The organism is Acinetobacter minutum, from assembly GCF_035916735.1.
Classification (GTDB): domain Bacteria; phylum Pseudomonadota; class Gammaproteobacteria; order Pseudomonadales; family Moraxellaceae; genus Acinetobacter.
The window spans coordinates 1-15,786 of record NZ_JAQIHG010000023.1 but is presented as its reverse complement, the minus strand read 5'-3'; the positions used below and the strand labels follow the sequence as shown (position 1 = coordinate 15,786).

Sequence of the window (15,786 nt, the reverse complement as noted above, 5' to 3'; positions counted from 1 at the left end):
AAAATCCGCCTAAGAGTACCATCTTAAGCGGATTTATTCAGCTGTTCACAACAGGTTGTGAATTAAGCAACTTCTTCTTTTTTCAAACGCTCTTTTTCAACGCTCTGTTTGATAAACCACTGCTGGGTAATAGTCAGCAAGTTGTTGACGATCCAGTACAGTACCAAACCTGCTGGGAAGAACAGCAAGAATACGGTAAACACGATCGGCATGAGCTTGAATACTTTAGCTTGCATCGGATCAGCAGGCTGCGGGTTCAACATTTGCTGAACATACATGGTCACACCCATGATCAACGGCAAGATAAACCATGGATCCATCGCAGACAAATCCTGAATCCAGCCTAACCAAGGTGCATGACGCAACTCAACACTTTCCATCAACACCCAGTACAAAGCCAAGAAAATCGGCATCTGCATTAGCAGTGGTAGACAGCCGGAAAGTGGATTCACCTGTTCACGCTTATAAAGCGCCATCATTTCTTGCGAGAAGCGCATACGGTCTTCACCGAATTCTTCTTTCATGCGCTGCATTTCAGGCGCAATCACACGCATTTTCGCCATAGAACGATAGCTCTTAGACGATAATGGCCAGAGAATCAGTTTCACCACGACAGTCAACAGAATGATTGACCAGCCCCAGTTCCCAATAATGTTGTGGAAGAACTGCAAACCGATAAACAATAACTTGGCAATCGGCCATAACCAGCCGTAATCCACGGTCTGGTTCAAACCAGCAGCTAGATCTTTCAACTCAGACTGAATTTTTGGACCTGAATAGAAGGTTGCATCCAGTTCAGCCACTGTACCTGCTGGCACGTTCACGGTCGGCGAGCTAAAACTGATGATATTCATATGATCAGCGGACTGACGTGACTCAAGCTTCGCAGTATATGGCTGTCCTTCAGCTTGGGTCAGTTTTAGATTACCCGGAATCCATGCACTCACAAAATAGTGTTGCACAACCGCAATCCAAGCATTTTTCGCTTCAACGTTGAGTTTTTCATCAGTGAAATTAGCGAATTTCAGCTTGTTATATTGCTCATCTGGTGTACCCCAAGCGCCACCGAGGAATGTACCCAAGGTAAAGATCCCTTGTGAGGACTTACCCGGGTCTTCCGAATTGTCACGCTTGATCTGACCAAACATCTGACCTTGCCAGTTTTGTGCAGAACGGTTAATTACCTTGTGGCTTACCACAATCGGATATTCACCCTGCTTGAAACTGAACGTCTTGATGATTTCAACGCCATCCGCTGTCTTGTAGACCATTGGAACCGTTAAAGTCTTATTTTTCGCATCGGCCAAGCTATATTGTGTTTTTTCAACTACATAAAGTGGTCGACCAGCACGGTTACTGTCTGGACCATTCAGACCAATCAGACCAGATTGCGCCACATACGTCCGTTTAGCATCGCTCTCCAGCATTACGAAAGGCTGGTTGCTGTTTTTATCCTTGTCATGATTGAGTAATTCAATACGAACAATATCACCACCTTTTGGATTGATCCAAAGATGATAAAGGTCAGTCTGTACTGAAATAAGCTGTTGACTTACAGGTGCTGTGCTACCCGTTGCTTGCTGTACAGCAACATTTGCTTGCGGAACATCAGATGTTGCTGATGCCGTCTGGCCATTTGGCAAATCTGCAGATACTTCATGTGAAACTGCCGCGACAGCCGGTTGCTGTGCTGGAGTTTCTACATGACCATAATCTTTTTGCCACGCCAAAATGAGCAAATATGCGACGACAAACATGGCCCCGAGAATGGCAATCCTGGCCCATTGTTGCATATCAATTACCCCAAATGGTTAGAGTGATTTTGGTTCAATAAACGATCACGAAAGGGTACAGCAACGTGACGCGTTTGAGAATCTATTTGCTGAAAAGAAATAAAACGAATTGCCTTAGGGGGCACAGGATCATAACCAGAACCACCCCACGGATGACAGCGACAGAGACGTTTACCGGCCAGCCACGAACCCTGCAGCGCACCATGAATATGAATGGCTTCTAATGCATATTGTGAACAAGTCGGGATATAACGACAACGTGGTCCGAGTAATGGACTAATCGCGATTTGATAGAAACGTATCAACCAATGCAGTAAACGCGTCATTGGTGATCTCTACTGTTGTGGGGAGAGAACAGCTGTTTTTTGATGCTTTTTGGCCAGGCGTTGTAACTTTTGCCAAGCAAATTCTAATTGCTGGTGCAATTCTGCATTAGGTACTGCTTCAATACCCACCTTAGGCATCACCACAATATCTAACAAATCCAATTGCTGCTGATGCAAGCGAAAACTTTCGCGAGCAAGACGTTTTACTCGATTTCTTTCATGTGCACGGCGTACTTTTTTCTTGGCAACAACAATACCCAAACGGCTTTTAGGCTGTTCGGTTGGTTTTGCCAAAAATAAGAAATGGGGTTGATGCACTTTAAAAAGCGCACCATCAAACACACTTTTATAATCTGCAGCACAGCGTATGCGAACCTCTGTGCTGAAGCTATAAAGTGTCATGACACCCATAAGCCGGGCAGCTAACTGAAATTAAACAGTTAAGCTGTGACGACCTTTTGCACGACGACGAGCTAATACTTGACGACCAGCTTTAGTAGCCATACGAGCACGGAAACCATGAACACGCTTACGCTTTAATTCAGATGGTTGGAATGTACGTTTCATATCGAAACTCCAAAAATGATCTTTCTATAAAGGTTCGCGATTGTATTGTGCATTGTTTACGCTGTCAATGAAAACACGGTTTTGTTACGTATTTCTGTTAAATTTTTTATGTATAGAGATCCTTGTCTAGAATTGAGTTAAATGACGTCAGATGACTTACCCACACACTAACTTATTCATTTCTAAAAAATCACTTGATTTGTGAATAGTTTTATCCACAATAGATAGTGTTAGTTAAATTTATTTTTACTTTGTTCCGAGAGTTTAAATTTAAATTCATTTCATATTTAAGTTATCCACAAACAGATATGCTCTTATAAATAAATTCAAATTTATAAATTTAAATTTATTACTATTAGGATGCGTTTTTTGTGTGGAAAAGCTATTTTTAAATTTAAAAAACATCTACCTATATTGTGGATAACCGTGTTTTTATTTTTTTGATAGATTGTGGATAAGTTTATGTTATATTTTATCCACAGGTTGCGGATAAACTTATCCACACAGCGTTTAAATTTAAATTTATTTGTGATTGGTTTGTTTTTTAGTCGAAATCACTTTAATTCATCATGACAGATGTGGATAACTTGGTTAGAATGGCGACCCCTTCTATGGGGTGGTCGCTTTTTTAAATTTAAATAATCACATAAACAGGGGTTTCACATGCTTTGGACGGACTGCTTAACTCGCTTGCGACAAGAGCTCTCTGATAATGTCTTTGCGATGTGGATTCGTCCTCTGGTTGCTGAAGAACTTGAAGATACTTTAAGACTCTATGCGCCAAATCCTTATTGGACGCGCTATATTCAAGAACATCATCTGGAACTGATTACGATTTTGGCTGAACAGCTTTCTGAAGGCCGTATCCGCCATGTAGAAATCTTGGTTGATTCACGTCCGGGTGCTATTTTGTCGGCTTCAGAACAACCTGCCACGACTACAGCAGCTTTGGAAACCGCTGCACCTGCTCCAGTTGTGGTACCTAAAGTCAAAAAAGACAAAGAAGTGGACATCGCAGGAAATAAAATCAATAAAAAACGTTTATTGAATCCACTTTTTACTTTTTCTCTCTTTGTTGAAGGCCGTTCTAACCAGATGGCTGCGGAAACCTGCCGTAAAGTTTTAACCCAGCTGGGGGCTTCACAACATAATCCTTTGTTTTTATATGGTCCGACCGGTTTGGGTAAAACCCACTTGATGCAGGCTGTTGGTAATGCTTTATTACAGGCAAAACCGAATGCACGCGTCATGTATATGACCGCTGAAAGCTTTGTACAGGATTTTGTCAGTTCTTTGCAAAAGGGCAAGGTTGAAGAATTTAAGAAAAATTGCCGTTCTCTAGATTTGTTACTCGTTGATGATATTCATCTCTTGGCTGGTAAAGAGGCGAGTCTGGTTGAATTCTTTTATACCTTTAATGCCTTGCTGGATGAATCTAAGCAGATTATTTTAACTTCAGATCGTTATCCAAAAGAATTGACGGAACTGGATCCTCGTTTGGTTTCACGTTTCTCTTGGGGCTTATCCGTGGGTGTTGAACCCCCAGATATTGAAACGCGTATTGAAATCTTGTTGAAAAAGGCTGAAAGCAACGGTATCGATTTGCCGCGTAACTGTGCATTATTTATTGCTCAGCAAGTTGTTGCGAATGTGCGCGAACTGGAAGGGGCACTCAATAAGGTGGTCGCGATTTCCCGTTTTAAGGGTACACCGATTGACCTGGATGTCGTCCGTGAATCTCTTAAAGATGTTTTGGCGATTCGTGCACGAACCATTAGTGTGGAAAATATCCAGCGAGTCGTTAGTGAGTATTTTCGAATTCCACATAAAGAACTGGTCGGTCCCAAACGGACCCGAATTTATGCACGTCCCCGCCAATTAGCAATGGGGCTTGCACGTGAATTAACGGGCGATAGTTTTCCTGAAATTGGTATGGCATTTGGTGGTCGCGATCACAGTACCGTGATGCATGCCTGTGAGAAAGTTCAAAGTCTGCGTGAAGAAGATCCGATCTTTAACGAAGACTACAAAAATCTACTCAGATTATTGCAAAGTTAATGCGCTGATGATTCAAAAAAGCCGCCTTGCAAAGCGGCTTTTGTTATCGCATAGTACACAGCTAAAAACACAATCAATACCCGTCTTCAGTTTTAGAGGAATGAATCGTGCGTTTGAAAATCGCGAAAGAAAGCTTACTGAATGTACTGTCTCATGTTGTAGGGGCAGTCGAGCGTCGTCATACCTTAAACATCCTTTCAAACGTCAAGATTCAAGTGACTACACAAGCCCTCACCATTACCGGTTCTGACCTGGAAGTCGAGTTGGTGGCGAGTACTACGCTGGCCGAAGGGGCGTGTTTGCAATCTGGTGAAACCACGGTGCCTGCCCGTAAACTGGTGGATATCTGTAAATCTTTGCCAAGTGCAGCTTTGATTGACCTGCAAATTACCGAAGATCAACGCTGTATCTTGAAATCAGGGAATAGTCGTTTTGTGTTGGGGACTTTACCTGCTGAAGACTATCCGTTGTTATCGACTGAAAACAGTCAAGGCACTCAGGTTCAGGTCACACAGCGTGAACTGAAACGTTTATTTGAAAAAACTTCTTTTGCCATGGCTGTGCAGGATGTGCGTTTCTACCTGACCGGAACGCTGCTCGAAATTGACCAAAACCAATTACGTGCTGTCACCACCGATGGTCACCGTTTGGCGTTGTGTGAAACAGCCGCAACTTCGAACACTGAACAGTTGGTACAGGCGATTGTTCCACGTAAAGCAGTGGGGGAGTTGCAGCGCTTGCTGAGTATTGAAGATGAGCAATTGGCGTTGCTGATTGGTCGCGAGTTATTGAACGTCAATATCCGGATTGCGAGCCGTGATAAAGAGCAAGCGGACATTGCTGTACGTTTCACAACTAAACTCATTGACGGGAAATTCCCAGACTATCGCCGTGTCATTCCGCGGGGTGGGGATAAGCATGTGATGATTGCACATGATGTATTCAAGCAATCCTTGCAACGTGTGGCGATCTTGAGTAATGAAAAATTACGCGGGGTTTTCCTGAATTTTAATCAGGATTCATTGCAATTGCGTGCCAATAACCCTGAACAGGATGAAGCGATTGAAGATTTGGCGATCCAGTACAGTAATGCGCCGTTAGAGATGTCATTTAATGCGCAATACTTGCTTGATGTTCTGGGTGTGCTAGATGGTGATGACGTTATGATGAGTATGACTGAAGCCAACCAGTCTGTTCTGGTTCAGGATCCGGCACATCAGGATCAGACCTATGTGGTTATGCCGATGCGTGTTTAAGTCTTAACAGTTCTCATGCATATCACGCGTTTAAATATAGAGCGTGTTCGAAATCTGACGGCGGTTGCTCTCCACGGATTGCAGCCGTTTAATGTCTTTTATGGCGCCAATGGTTCGGGTAAAACCTCTATTCTTGAGTCGATTCACCTGCTAGCGACCGGGCGTTCTTTTCGCACCCATATTCCGAAAAACTACATCCAGCAGCATGCGAGTGATGCGATTGTCTTTGCCCAGTCAGCCACTGAAAAAATGGGCATGCAAAAGTTCCAGAGTGGGGAACAACTGATTAAGGTAAATGGGGACACAGTCGCTACACAAGGACAGCTTGCTCGACTTTTGCCGCTACAACATATTGATCCGCAAAGTACCGATATTATCGATCATGGCGCCAAGCCTCGCCGCCAACTGTTGGATTGGTTGATGTTCCACGTGGAACCGGATTTTTATCATGCCTGGCAATATTACTCACGGGCCTTAAAACAGCGTAATTCCTTGTTAAAGTCACAGCGTCATTTAACGCTGGCTGAGCTTGAACCGTGGAACAAAATGCTCGGTGACTACGGTGAAATGTTGCATTCACAGCGTTTGAGTATTGTTGAGCAATGGCAGCGGTATTTTTTAGCGGATTTGCAGCAATTGTTGCCGGATTTAGTGGTCGAAATGGACTACTCACCTGGCTTTCATGCCGAGTTGGGATTGGTGCATGATCTCACGACCCATCATCAAAAAGATGTGGAACGGCGTTATACCGAGTATGGCCCACATCGTGCAGATTTAAGGTTGAAAACCCCCTTAGGCAATGCGGATGACGTGCTTTCGCGGGGGCAAAAAAAGTTATTAATTATGGCGTTGAAACTGTCACAGATTGCAATGTTACATGCGAGCAATAAGGAAACTGTGGTATTATTAGATGATTTGACGGCAGAATTAGATTTAACCGCACAACAACGTTTAATTGAGCGATTAAGCCAGCTCGGTAGCCAGGTTTTTCTGACTACTTTGGATCAGCAATCGGTACAACACCATTTAAGTGATCTTTCTATTTCCTATCAATTATTCAATGTTGAACACGGTCAAGTCCACGCTGTTTCACAGTGATTTACCCATTTTTGGGATAGACCTATTTTTACACTAGGGAGCAACCATGAGTTCAGAGTCGCAATCTGCATCTCCAACAGAACAAATCAATGAAAAGGCTTATGATTCCTCTAGTATCAAGGTATTACGTGGCCTAGATGCAGTCCGTAAACGTCCCGGTATGTATATTGGCGATACTGACGACGGTACTGGCTTGCACCACATGGTGTTTGAGGTCGTGGATAATGCGATTGATGAAGCTTTGGCTGGCCACTGTGATGAAATTCTAGTCACGATTCATGAAGATGAATCTGTGAGTGTTTCTGATAATGGACGTGGCATTCCAACCGATATTCACCCAGAAGAAGGTGTCTCGGCTGCTGAGGTAATTCTGACCATCCTACATGCGGGTGGTAAATTTGATGATAACAGCTATAAAGTTTCCGGTGGTTTGCACGGCGTGGGTGTTTCGGTTGTGAATGCACTGTCGAGCAAGTTGTTGCTCAACATCCGTCGTGCTGGCCATATTTATGAGCAGGAATATCATCACGGCGATCCGCAGTATCCATTACGTGAAATTGGCACAACTGAAGAAACAGGGACCACGGTTCGTTTTTACCCGAGTCCTGAAACGTTTAGCCAAACGATTTTTAATGTTGATATCTTGGCCCGCCGTCTGCGTGAATTGTCTTTCCTGAATGCTGGTGTGCGCATTGTTTTGCGTGATGAGCGCATTAACCTAGAACATGTGTATGCTTATGAAGGTGGTTTGTCCGAGTTTGTAAAATACATTAACGAAGGCAAAAACCATCTGAACGATATCTTTCACTTCACCACTCAGGCTGAAAATGGGATCGCAGTAGAAGTGGCGTTGCAATGGAATGATACCTATCAGGAAAATGTACGTTGCTTTACCAACAACATTCCACAAAAAGATGGTGGAACGCATCTGGCCGGTTTCCGTGCCGCACTGACGCGTGGTTTAAATAACTATCTAGAAAGCGAAAATATTCTTAAAAAAGAAAAAGTCGCGGTGAGCGGTGATGATGCCCGTGAAGGTTTGACCGCAATTATTTCTGTGAAAGTGCCAGATCCAAAATTCTCTTCACAAACCAAAGAGAAATTGGTGTCGAGTGAAGTAAAACCGGCGGTTGAACAGGCCATGAACAAGGCATTCTCAGAATACCTGCTGGAAAATCCGCAAGCGGCGAAATCGATTGCTGGAAAGATTATTGATGCGGCACGTGCGCGTGATGCGGCACGTAGAGCCCGTGAAATGACCCGCCGTAAGAGTGCGCTGGATATTGCCGGTTTGCCAGGCAAGTTAGCGGACTGTCAGGAAAAAGACCCAGCGTTGTCCGAATTGTATCTGGTCGAGGGTGATTCTGCGGGTGGTTCAGCCAAGCAGGGCCGTAACCGTAAAATGCAGGCGATTCTGCCACTCAAAGGTAAAATTCTAAACGTGGAACGTGCACGCTTTGACAAGATGATTTCATCGGCAGAAGTCGGCACGTTGATTACGGCATTGGGTTGTGGTATTGGCCGTGAAGAATACAATCCGGACAAATTGCGTTATCACAAAATCATCATCATGACCGATGCGGACGTGGATGGTTCACACATCCGGACTTTATTGTTGACCTTCTTCTTCCGCCAAATGCCAGAGTTGGTGGAACGTGGTCATATTTATATTGCTCAGCCACCCTTGTATAAGCTGAAAAAAGGCAAACAGGAACAGTACATCAAAGACAATGATGCGCTAGAAACTTTCCTGATTTCCAACGCGATTGATGAACTCAGCCTGCATGTCAGCGCTAATGCGCCTGCGATCAGCGGCGAAGCCTTGTCGAAAGTGATTGCCGATTATCAATTGTCACAGAAGAGCTTGCAGCGTCTAACCCAGCGTTATCCGGCGAGCTTGTTGGATGCTTTGTTAGAGCTTGAACCGTTTAAAGCGGAACAGAATCAGGATCAAGCCTATGTTGAGCAGTGGGCAGAGCAGTTACGTGCTGCCATTGAACGTTTACAGCCAAGTTTGCGTCCTGAAATTTCACTCGAGTCATTTGCTCGTGAGCAGAATGGTGTGATGACTACGCATTACTGGCCACGTGTCACGTTGTATGTGCATAACTTGCCACATCAGTATTTGCTGGATGTGACGCTGTTTAACTCAGGCGAATATGGCCGTTTGTTGAAAAATGCCAAGAGCTGGTTCAAGTTGATTGAAGAAGGGGCGTATTTGCAAAAAGGCGAGCGCCGTATTCTGGTCAGCAACTTCCATCAAGTCTGGCAGCATATCTTGCAAGATTCACGTCGTGGCATGATGATCCAGCGCTATAAAGGTTTGGGTGAGATGAATGCGGAACAACTTTGGGAAACCACTATGGATCCAGAGAACCGCAACATGCTGCAAGTCACCATTGATGATGCGATTGAAGCAGACCGTATGTTCTCCTGCCTGATGGGGGATGATGTAGAACCACGCCGTGCGTTTATTGAAGAAAATGCATTGAATGCAGATATTGATGCTTAATAGGGAAAAGAAGTTTATGCGTCGTACATTTGGATCAGCATTGGTGTTATCGGGATTATTGGCACTCAGTCAGGGTGTCTGGGCATCCGGTGATCTTGAAATGGATATGAAACGACTGGCCAAAAGCACGATGGCTTTTGCGGAAGCGAAAGATGCGGCACAGGCCAAGAAGCAACTGCTGATTATGCGAAAAGCGACAGTGGCTTCGAAAAAGTCGCGTCCACATAAACTAGAACGTTTACCAGCAGAGCATGAGCAGGTCAAAAGCTACCAACAGGGGCTTGACCTGTTAATTACCGAAATTGACAAACTCATCGTTTTAGTTGATCAGGGTAAATTGGAACAGGCTCAATCTCAAGGGATGAGCCTGGTCAAAATTCGCAATGAATATCATAAGAAATTCCGCTAATTGCGAGATTGTCTTGCAGGAGTGAAAACAAAAAAAGCCGGATCAGGGATTCGGCTTTTTTGTTTTGTGGCGGTTATTCAAAAGAACTTTCCAGCTCTTCTAGTTCCATCATCAATTCCAGCATTTGTTCTTCATACTGTTCCAATTGAGTTTTGAGATCGGTTTGCTCATTCATCAATTGCATCAGGTCATTTTTGCGGTTGGCTTCATAGAGGGTAGTATCTGCCAGCAGTTGTTCAATTTCAGCTAGACGTGGTTGCAGCTTTTCCATCTGCGCTTCACATTTTTCAATGTTTTTGCGAATTGGACGGGTTTGTTCACGACGTCGTGCCGCTTCTTTACGCTGTGCTTCTTTGTCAGTTTTAGAAATCGTCGGTTTATCTTCGACTAGAGATTGCACCGGTGCTGCAGGTTGCTGACCATTTTTCATGATGTCCAAACGCGCCTGACGTAACCAGTCTGCATATGCAGCCAAATCTCCCTCAAATTCTTTACTACGACCGCCATGTACCAAAATCAATTCATCACAGACACTCGCAATCAATTGGCGTTCATGCGAAACCAGTACTACCGCACCTTCAAAGTCCTGTAAGGCCATGGTCAGCGCATGGCGCATATCCAAATCCAAGTGGTTGGTCGGCTCATCCAGAATCAGCACATTCGGACGTTTCCAGACAATCAGGGCTAAGGCTAAACGTGCGCGCTCACCACCCGAGAAGCTTTCCGAAGGCGTATCCATGCGTTCACCACTAAAGCCGAAACTGCCTAGAAATGCGCGTAATGTGGCCTCGCTGATTTTTGGATCCGCAATCCGGGCCAGTTGCAGCATCGGACTGGCGTTGCCATCTAGAGCATCCATCTGATGCTGGGCAAAATAACCAATATTCAGCAGTTCCGAAGCTTTACGTTTGCCGCGTAGCAGTGGCAGATCACCGACCAGTGATTTAATTAGGGTGGATTTACCTGCACCGTTCATCCCGAGCAGACCAATACGGCTAGTTGGGGTGATCTGCAAATTAACGTTGGTCACAATCAGTTTGTCACCATAGCCAATATCGGCATGTTCCAGTTCCAGTAAGGGTGAACTCATTTTGGTGGGTTCACGGAACGAGAAGGTAAATGGCGTGTCGACATGCGCCGCAGAAAGTTCCTGCATGCGTTCTAGCTGTTTGATTCGGCTTTGTGCTTGTTTGGCTTTCGTAGCTTGCGCTTTAAAACGGTCAATATATTTTTGCAAGTGTGCGCGTGTCGCCAGCTGTTTTTCATAAGCTTGCTGTTGTTGTGCCAGACGTTCGCTACGGGTGCGTTCAAAGGTGGAATAGTTGCCGGTATATAGCGTCAATTCCTGATTTTCGATATGCAAAATATGATCAGTAATGGCATCGAGGAAATCACGGTCATGCGAAATGAGAACCAAGGTGCCTTCATAGGCTTTCAGCCAGTCTTCCAGCCATAAAATGGCATCCAAATCCAAGTGGTTGGTCGGTTCATCCAGTAGTAGTAAATCAGAGCGGCTCATCAATGTACGTGCCAGATTCAGACGCATACGCCAGCCACCGGAAAAGCTCGCCACACTGAGTTCGGATTGATGTTCAAAAAATCCCAGACCAGCCATGAGTTGGGATGCTTTGGAAGGTGCAGAATAGCCATTAATCTCATCAAAACGGCCATATAAATGTGCCAATTCGTCATTACTGAGTGTTTCTGGATGCTCGAGTTTGTGCTGGATCTCCCAGTATTCTTCGTCACCTGACAGCACAAAATCGATGGCTTTCATATCCAGTGCTTCAATTTCCTGCGCCATATGCGCCACGGTCCAGACGCTTGGACGGGTGAGCGAGCCACTGTCTGATTCCATGCCGCCGAGCAGGGCAGAAAACAGCGTGGATTTTCCGGCGCCGTTGACTCCAGTCAGACCAATTTTCCAGCCCGGATGTAACTGCATGGAGGCTTTTTGAAACAGAACACGTCCACCGCGACGCAGGGAAAGTTGATCAAGTTGAATCATGGGAGAAGCACATATCATTAATCATGAGTGCGCTATTCTACGGCTTAATGCCATTGAAAACAAAACTGCTGCTTGAGAATCGCTGGTCGCAGTAGAGAAAATAAAAGCATCTGGCCCGATCGTGGAATTGCCTAGAAAATAATCCTGATAAATTTGCTCAGATTTAGCTTTTAATCTTCAAAAATAACCCCCATATTGGGTATGCTATACTGAGTTGTGTGATCTTTTACTCTAAAAGATCGTTGAATAAATTTGAGGAATGCTCAAGATGAATGCCCAAGCGCTTGTAATCACAGACAATGCTGCCAACAAAGTGCGCCAACTGCGTGAAAGTGAAGGCAACCAAGAGTTAATGCTGCGTGTTTATGTGACGGGTGGTGGCTGTTCAGGCTTTTCTTATGGTTTTAACTTTGCAGACAGTGTAAATGAAGATGACGCCAAGTTTGAAAATGGCGATGTGACCATGCTGGTTGACTCCTTAAGTTATCAATATTTAGTGGGTTCCGTGGTTGATTATATCGAGGGTTTGGAAGGTTCACGTTTTATCGTGCAGAACCCGAATGCCACCACGACCTGTGGTTGTGGTTCTTCTTTCTCGATTTAAAGATCGATTCAAAAAAGCCCTCACATGTGTAGAGGGCTTTTTTATTGATTATTTTTGCATTTAAACGGCTGTGATGCTACCCAAAATACGGTCACCTTTGGCACCGGTGACTGCAGGTAAGTTACCGGCTTGACCTTGTACAAAACGCATCGCCAACCAGGCAAACGCGGTGGCTTCCACCCAGGTCGGAGATAAACCTAATACTTCGGTGGTTTGTACCGTCCAGTGATGTTTACGCAGTCGCCAGCGCAGTTGTTCCAGTAAATGCGAATTATAGGCACCACCACCGCAGACATACACTTCGCCAGTATCCATCAGGTCACAACGGTAAATGGCTTTTTTAATCGCACGTGTGGTGAGTTTCATCAAGGTGGCCTGGATATTTTCAGGGGTATCTTCTAATTCCTCATAATCCAGATCATTGCGCCAGTCGCTGAGCTGTTCATCCAGCCATTCAAGATTGAAATCTTCCCGGCCGGTACTTTTCGGGGGTTCTTTGGAAAAGTATTCGTGTGCGCCTAAACGTTCCAGCAAGGAACGGATTGGCTGTCCATAAGCAGCCCAATCGCCATTTTCATCATAAGGCTGGCCGGTGTAACGGTGGCACCAGGCATCCATTAAAATATTGGCCGGACCGGTATCAAAGCCGTAAACTTTGTCCGGTTGTCCAGCGGGCAGCATACTCACATTGGCGATGCCGCCGAGGTTTAGAATCACGCGGTGAATATCGGGGTGTTGAAATAAGGCCTGATGAAAAGCTGGGACTAATGGTGCACCCTGACCACCGGCAGCCATATCGCGGCGACGGAAATCAGAGATAACCGGAATCTGAGTGATTTCTGTAATAAGGTGCGGATCACCAATTTGCAGGGTGAAACCATGTTCAGGACGGTGACGGATGGTTTGGCCGTGCGAGCCAATTGCGCGAATCTGGCTGCGATCCAGGTTGTTTTTTTCAATCAGCGTATTGATGCCATGTCCGATCATCTTGGCCAATGCGATGTCGGCTTTGCCCATGCGGTCAATCTCGTTGATGTCGGGCAGCGTGAGCGCCATCAGTTCATCACGCAGTTCAGGAGCAAACGGTACAGTCAGGGTTGCATGCACGTGCAGGGGATCAAAAGAAGCCGCCACAAGATCGACGCCATCCATGCTGGTGCCGGTCATTACCCCAATGTATATCGTTGTCATGATGATCTTCGCCTGCAATGTGCTGAAAAAGTGTTAGTATATCGCACAAATTGAATAACTGATGTGTTTGGGTTTTGTGATGTCAAATTTCCTGCCGGCTGAAGAACAACTTGCTCTCATTCAACGAGGCACTCATGAAATTATCTCTGAAGAGGATTTACTCAAAAAGCTCAAAGAGAACCGACCTCTGAAAATTAAAGCAGGTTTTGATCCGACCGCACCAGATTTGCACTTGGGACATACGGTGCTGATCAATAAATTAAAAGTCTTTCAGGATTTGGGCCATGAGGTCTATTTCTTGATTGGTGACTATACCGCCATGATCGGCGATCCAACTGGAAAAAGTGCGACTCGTCCGCCGTTGTCGAAAGAAAAAGTGCTGGAAAATGCCAAAACCTATCAAGAACAGGTTTTTAAAATCCTCGATCCGAATAAAACCAAGGTGGTGTTTAACTCGGAGTGGTTTGCACAAAAAACTGCAGCAGATCTTATCCAGCTGGCTTCACAGCAAACAGTTGCACGTATGCTCGAGCGTGATGACTTCACCAAGCGTTATAACAACCAGCAACCGATCGCAATTCATGAATTCTTGTACCCACTGGTACAAGGTTATGACTCTGTGGCCTTGCATGCAGATGTTGAACTCGGTGGTACCGACCAGACCTTTAACCTGTTGATGGGTCGTACTTTACAGGGTCGTTACGAGCAAGAAGCTCAAGTCTGTATTACCGTACCAATTCTTGAAGGTTTAGATGGCGTGAATAAGATGTCTAAATCTTTAGGCAACTATATCGCCGTGTTTGATACACCGGGAACGATGTACCAAAAAATCCTGTCGATGCCAGATAGCTTGATTGAACGTTATTTTGACTTGCTCAGCTTTAAGTCTGTAGAAGAAATTCAGGCTTTGCTGAAAGAGATGGCAGACGGGCGTAATCCACAGGAAATCAAACGTATTCTTGCATTGGAATTGATTGAGCGCTTCCATGATAAAGAAGCAGCTGAAAATGCGCATAAGAGTGCGGGTAATGTGATTACTGAAGGGGAAGTGCCGGAAGGTACACCAGAAGTCACCATTTCACGTGCTGAGTTTGGCGGTGAAATTTTCATTGCCTCGATTTTACGTGTAGCTGGCTTAACCAAGAATGCCGCGCAAGCCAAAGATGCTGTGGCACGTGGCGCCGTAAAAGTGGACTGGGAAGTCGTAGATGGGAACTTCTCTGTGAAAGAAAACCAGACCTATATCATTCAGGCCGGTAAAAAAGCCATTGCACGTGTAACCTTTACCGACTAAAGCGTGGCTGAAAAGCTGAGAAATAATTGAAGAACCTCATAGCTTGCTATGAGGTTTTTTTGTTGGGGATGAGTTTATAAAAGAGTAATAAGATTTTTTTACAGATTGTAACTGGTTGAGCATTATAAGAAGCGATACACTCAAAAGCATAAAAGCAACCCATATAACAATCATTCGGGAGTGCTATGTACTACAACACCACACATTGGTATGACGATAAAATCAATTTTATTTTGAACGTACTGTTCAATACCACTTCGCGCTCTTTCCCGGCGATTACCATTAAACGCGCGTTGAGTTATCTAAATGAGCTGGATATCGCAGCAACCTATCTATTGTTTTCACTAGTCTGTGAGCATTTACCCTATCGTGCCAAAATGGTGTTTGCTGGAGAGGATTATCAAGGTAAACGGCAGACTCTGATTGAAGTAATGCAGCAGCGGCAACTCAACTAATTCCAATTAAAAAGAAAAAAATTGCATAAAAAAGGAAAAAATGACGAAAAATACAGCGAAAAAATAGATTTTTTAGCAAAATAGCTGAAAAAAACGACATCCATAGCAAATTAATCAAAATGGGGGTTGCAAACGACCGTAAATCCCCTAGAATACGCACATCCCGACGCGATTGATACGAAGCTTCACCAAGGGTGAGGTTGTTAAGTATCTTT

Annotated in this window: 15 protein-coding genes; 8 read left to right on the top strand and 7 right to left on the bottom strand. The window is 44.7% G+C overall.

Annotation, left to right across the window (positions count from 1 at the left end; genetic code table 11):
* Positions 1-62: 62 nt before the first annotated feature.
* Genes yidC through rpmH form a run of 4 tightly spaced genes read right to left on the bottom strand, consistent with a single transcriptional unit; the run spans position 63 to position 2,686 of the window.
* Positions 63-1,793 carry a membrane protein insertase YidC gene (gene yidC / locus PAE54_RS09585; protein WP_273777865.1) on the bottom strand — a complete coding sequence of 577 codons (1,731 nt, stop codon included), beginning with the start codon at positions 1,791-1,793 and terminating at the stop codon, positions 63-65.
* 5 nt (positions 1,794-1,798) lie between these two features.
* On the bottom strand, positions 1,799-2,119 hold the full coding sequence (gene yidD / locus PAE54_RS09580; RefSeq protein WP_326519269.1) for a membrane protein insertion efficiency factor YidD: 321 nt from the start codon (positions 2,117-2,119) through the stop codon (positions 1,799-1,801).
* A gap of 9 nt (positions 2,120-2,128) precedes the next feature.
* Complete coding sequence (gene rnpA / locus PAE54_RS09575; RefSeq protein WP_326519268.1) at positions 2,129-2,521, bottom strand: ribonuclease P protein component; 393 nt, start codon at positions 2,519-2,521, stop codon at positions 2,129-2,131.
* Between the two features lie 30 nt (positions 2,522-2,551).
* Positions 2,552-2,686 (bottom strand): 50S ribosomal protein L34, encoded by a 135-nt coding sequence (gene rpmH, locus PAE54_RS09570; RefSeq protein WP_000831329.1) that lies wholly within the window; start codon positions 2,684-2,686, stop codon positions 2,552-2,554.
* A 663-nt stretch (positions 2,687-3,349) separates the two neighbouring features.
* On the opposite strand from rpmH, the gene dnaA reads away from it, so the two are divergent.
* The 5 genes from dnaA to PAE54_RS09545 all read left to right on the top strand — a co-directional run bounded on the left by dnaA (position 3,350) and on the right by PAE54_RS09545 (position 10,019).
* A complete protein-coding gene (dnaA, locus tag PAE54_RS09565; RefSeq protein ID WP_273777861.1) occupies positions 3,350-4,744 on the top strand; it encodes a chromosomal replication initiator protein DnaA in 1,395 nt (464 codons plus the stop codon).
* Positions 4,745-4,851: 107 nt separating this feature from the next.
* Positions 4,852-6,000: a DNA polymerase III subunit beta gene (gene dnaN, locus PAE54_RS09560; RefSeq protein ID WP_326519267.1), complete on the top strand. Its 1,149-nt coding sequence runs from the start codon at positions 4,852-4,854 to the stop codon at positions 5,998-6,000.
* A 15-nt stretch (positions 6,001-6,015) separates the two neighbouring features.
* Positions 6,016-7,098, top strand: a complete 1,083-nt coding sequence (gene recF / locus PAE54_RS09555) for a DNA replication/repair protein RecF (protein ID WP_273777858.1) — start codon at positions 6,016-6,018, stop codon at positions 7,096-7,098.
* Positions 7,099-7,144: 46 nt separating this feature from the next.
* Entirely contained in the window at positions 7,145-9,610 is a 2,466-nt protein-coding gene (gene gyrB, locus PAE54_RS09550) for a DNA topoisomerase (ATP-hydrolyzing) subunit B (protein ID WP_273777857.1), read from the top strand.
* A gap of 16 nt (positions 9,611-9,626) precedes the next feature.
* Positions 9,627-10,019: a cytochrome b562 gene (locus tag PAE54_RS09545; protein ID WP_273777855.1), complete on the top strand. Its 393-nt coding sequence runs from the start codon at positions 9,627-9,629 to the stop codon at positions 10,017-10,019.
* Between the two features lie 73 nt (positions 10,020-10,092).
* Here PAE54_RS09545 and PAE54_RS09540 read toward each other — a convergent pair whose 3' ends face one another.
* Positions 10,093-12,027, bottom strand: a complete 1,935-nt coding sequence (locus tag PAE54_RS09540; RefSeq protein ID WP_326519266.1) for an ATP-binding cassette domain-containing protein — start codon at positions 12,025-12,027, stop codon at positions 10,093-10,095.
* Between the two features lie 268 nt (positions 12,028-12,295).
* On the opposite strand from PAE54_RS09540, the gene erpA reads away from it, so the two are divergent.
* The gene (gene erpA, locus PAE54_RS09535) at positions 12,296-12,631 is read left to right on the top strand and encodes an iron-sulfur cluster insertion protein ErpA (protein WP_273777851.1); all 336 of its coding nucleotides are present in this window, start codon (positions 12,296-12,298) and stop codon (positions 12,629-12,631) included.
* A gap of 60 nt (positions 12,632-12,691) precedes the next feature.
* On the opposite strand, the gene PAE54_RS09530 is transcribed toward erpA, so the two are convergent.
* Entirely contained in the window at positions 12,692-13,822 is a 1,131-nt protein-coding gene (locus PAE54_RS09530; RefSeq protein WP_326519265.1) for an anhydro-N-acetylmuramic acid kinase, read from the bottom strand.
* A gap of 61 nt (positions 13,823-13,883) precedes the next feature.
* On the opposite strand from PAE54_RS09530, the gene tyrS reads away from it, so the two are divergent.
* Positions 13,884-15,116 carry a tyrosine--tRNA ligase gene (gene tyrS / locus PAE54_RS09525; protein WP_273777848.1) on the top strand — a complete coding sequence of 411 codons (1,233 nt, stop codon included), beginning with the start codon at positions 13,884-13,886 and terminating at the stop codon, positions 15,114-15,116.
* A gap of 185 nt (positions 15,117-15,301) precedes the next feature.
* Positions 15,302-15,571, top strand: a complete 270-nt coding sequence (locus PAE54_RS09520) for a hypothetical protein (RefSeq protein WP_326519264.1) — start codon at positions 15,302-15,304, stop codon at positions 15,569-15,571.
* Here PAE54_RS09520 and PAE54_RS09515 read toward each other — a convergent pair.
* Positions 15,564-15,786: hypothetical protein (locus tag PAE54_RS09515; protein ID WP_326519263.1), on the bottom strand; the 223-nt coding region annotated here is incomplete at its 5' end. The two genes, PAE54_RS09520 and PAE54_RS09515, sit on opposite strands and share 8 nt — an antisense overlap.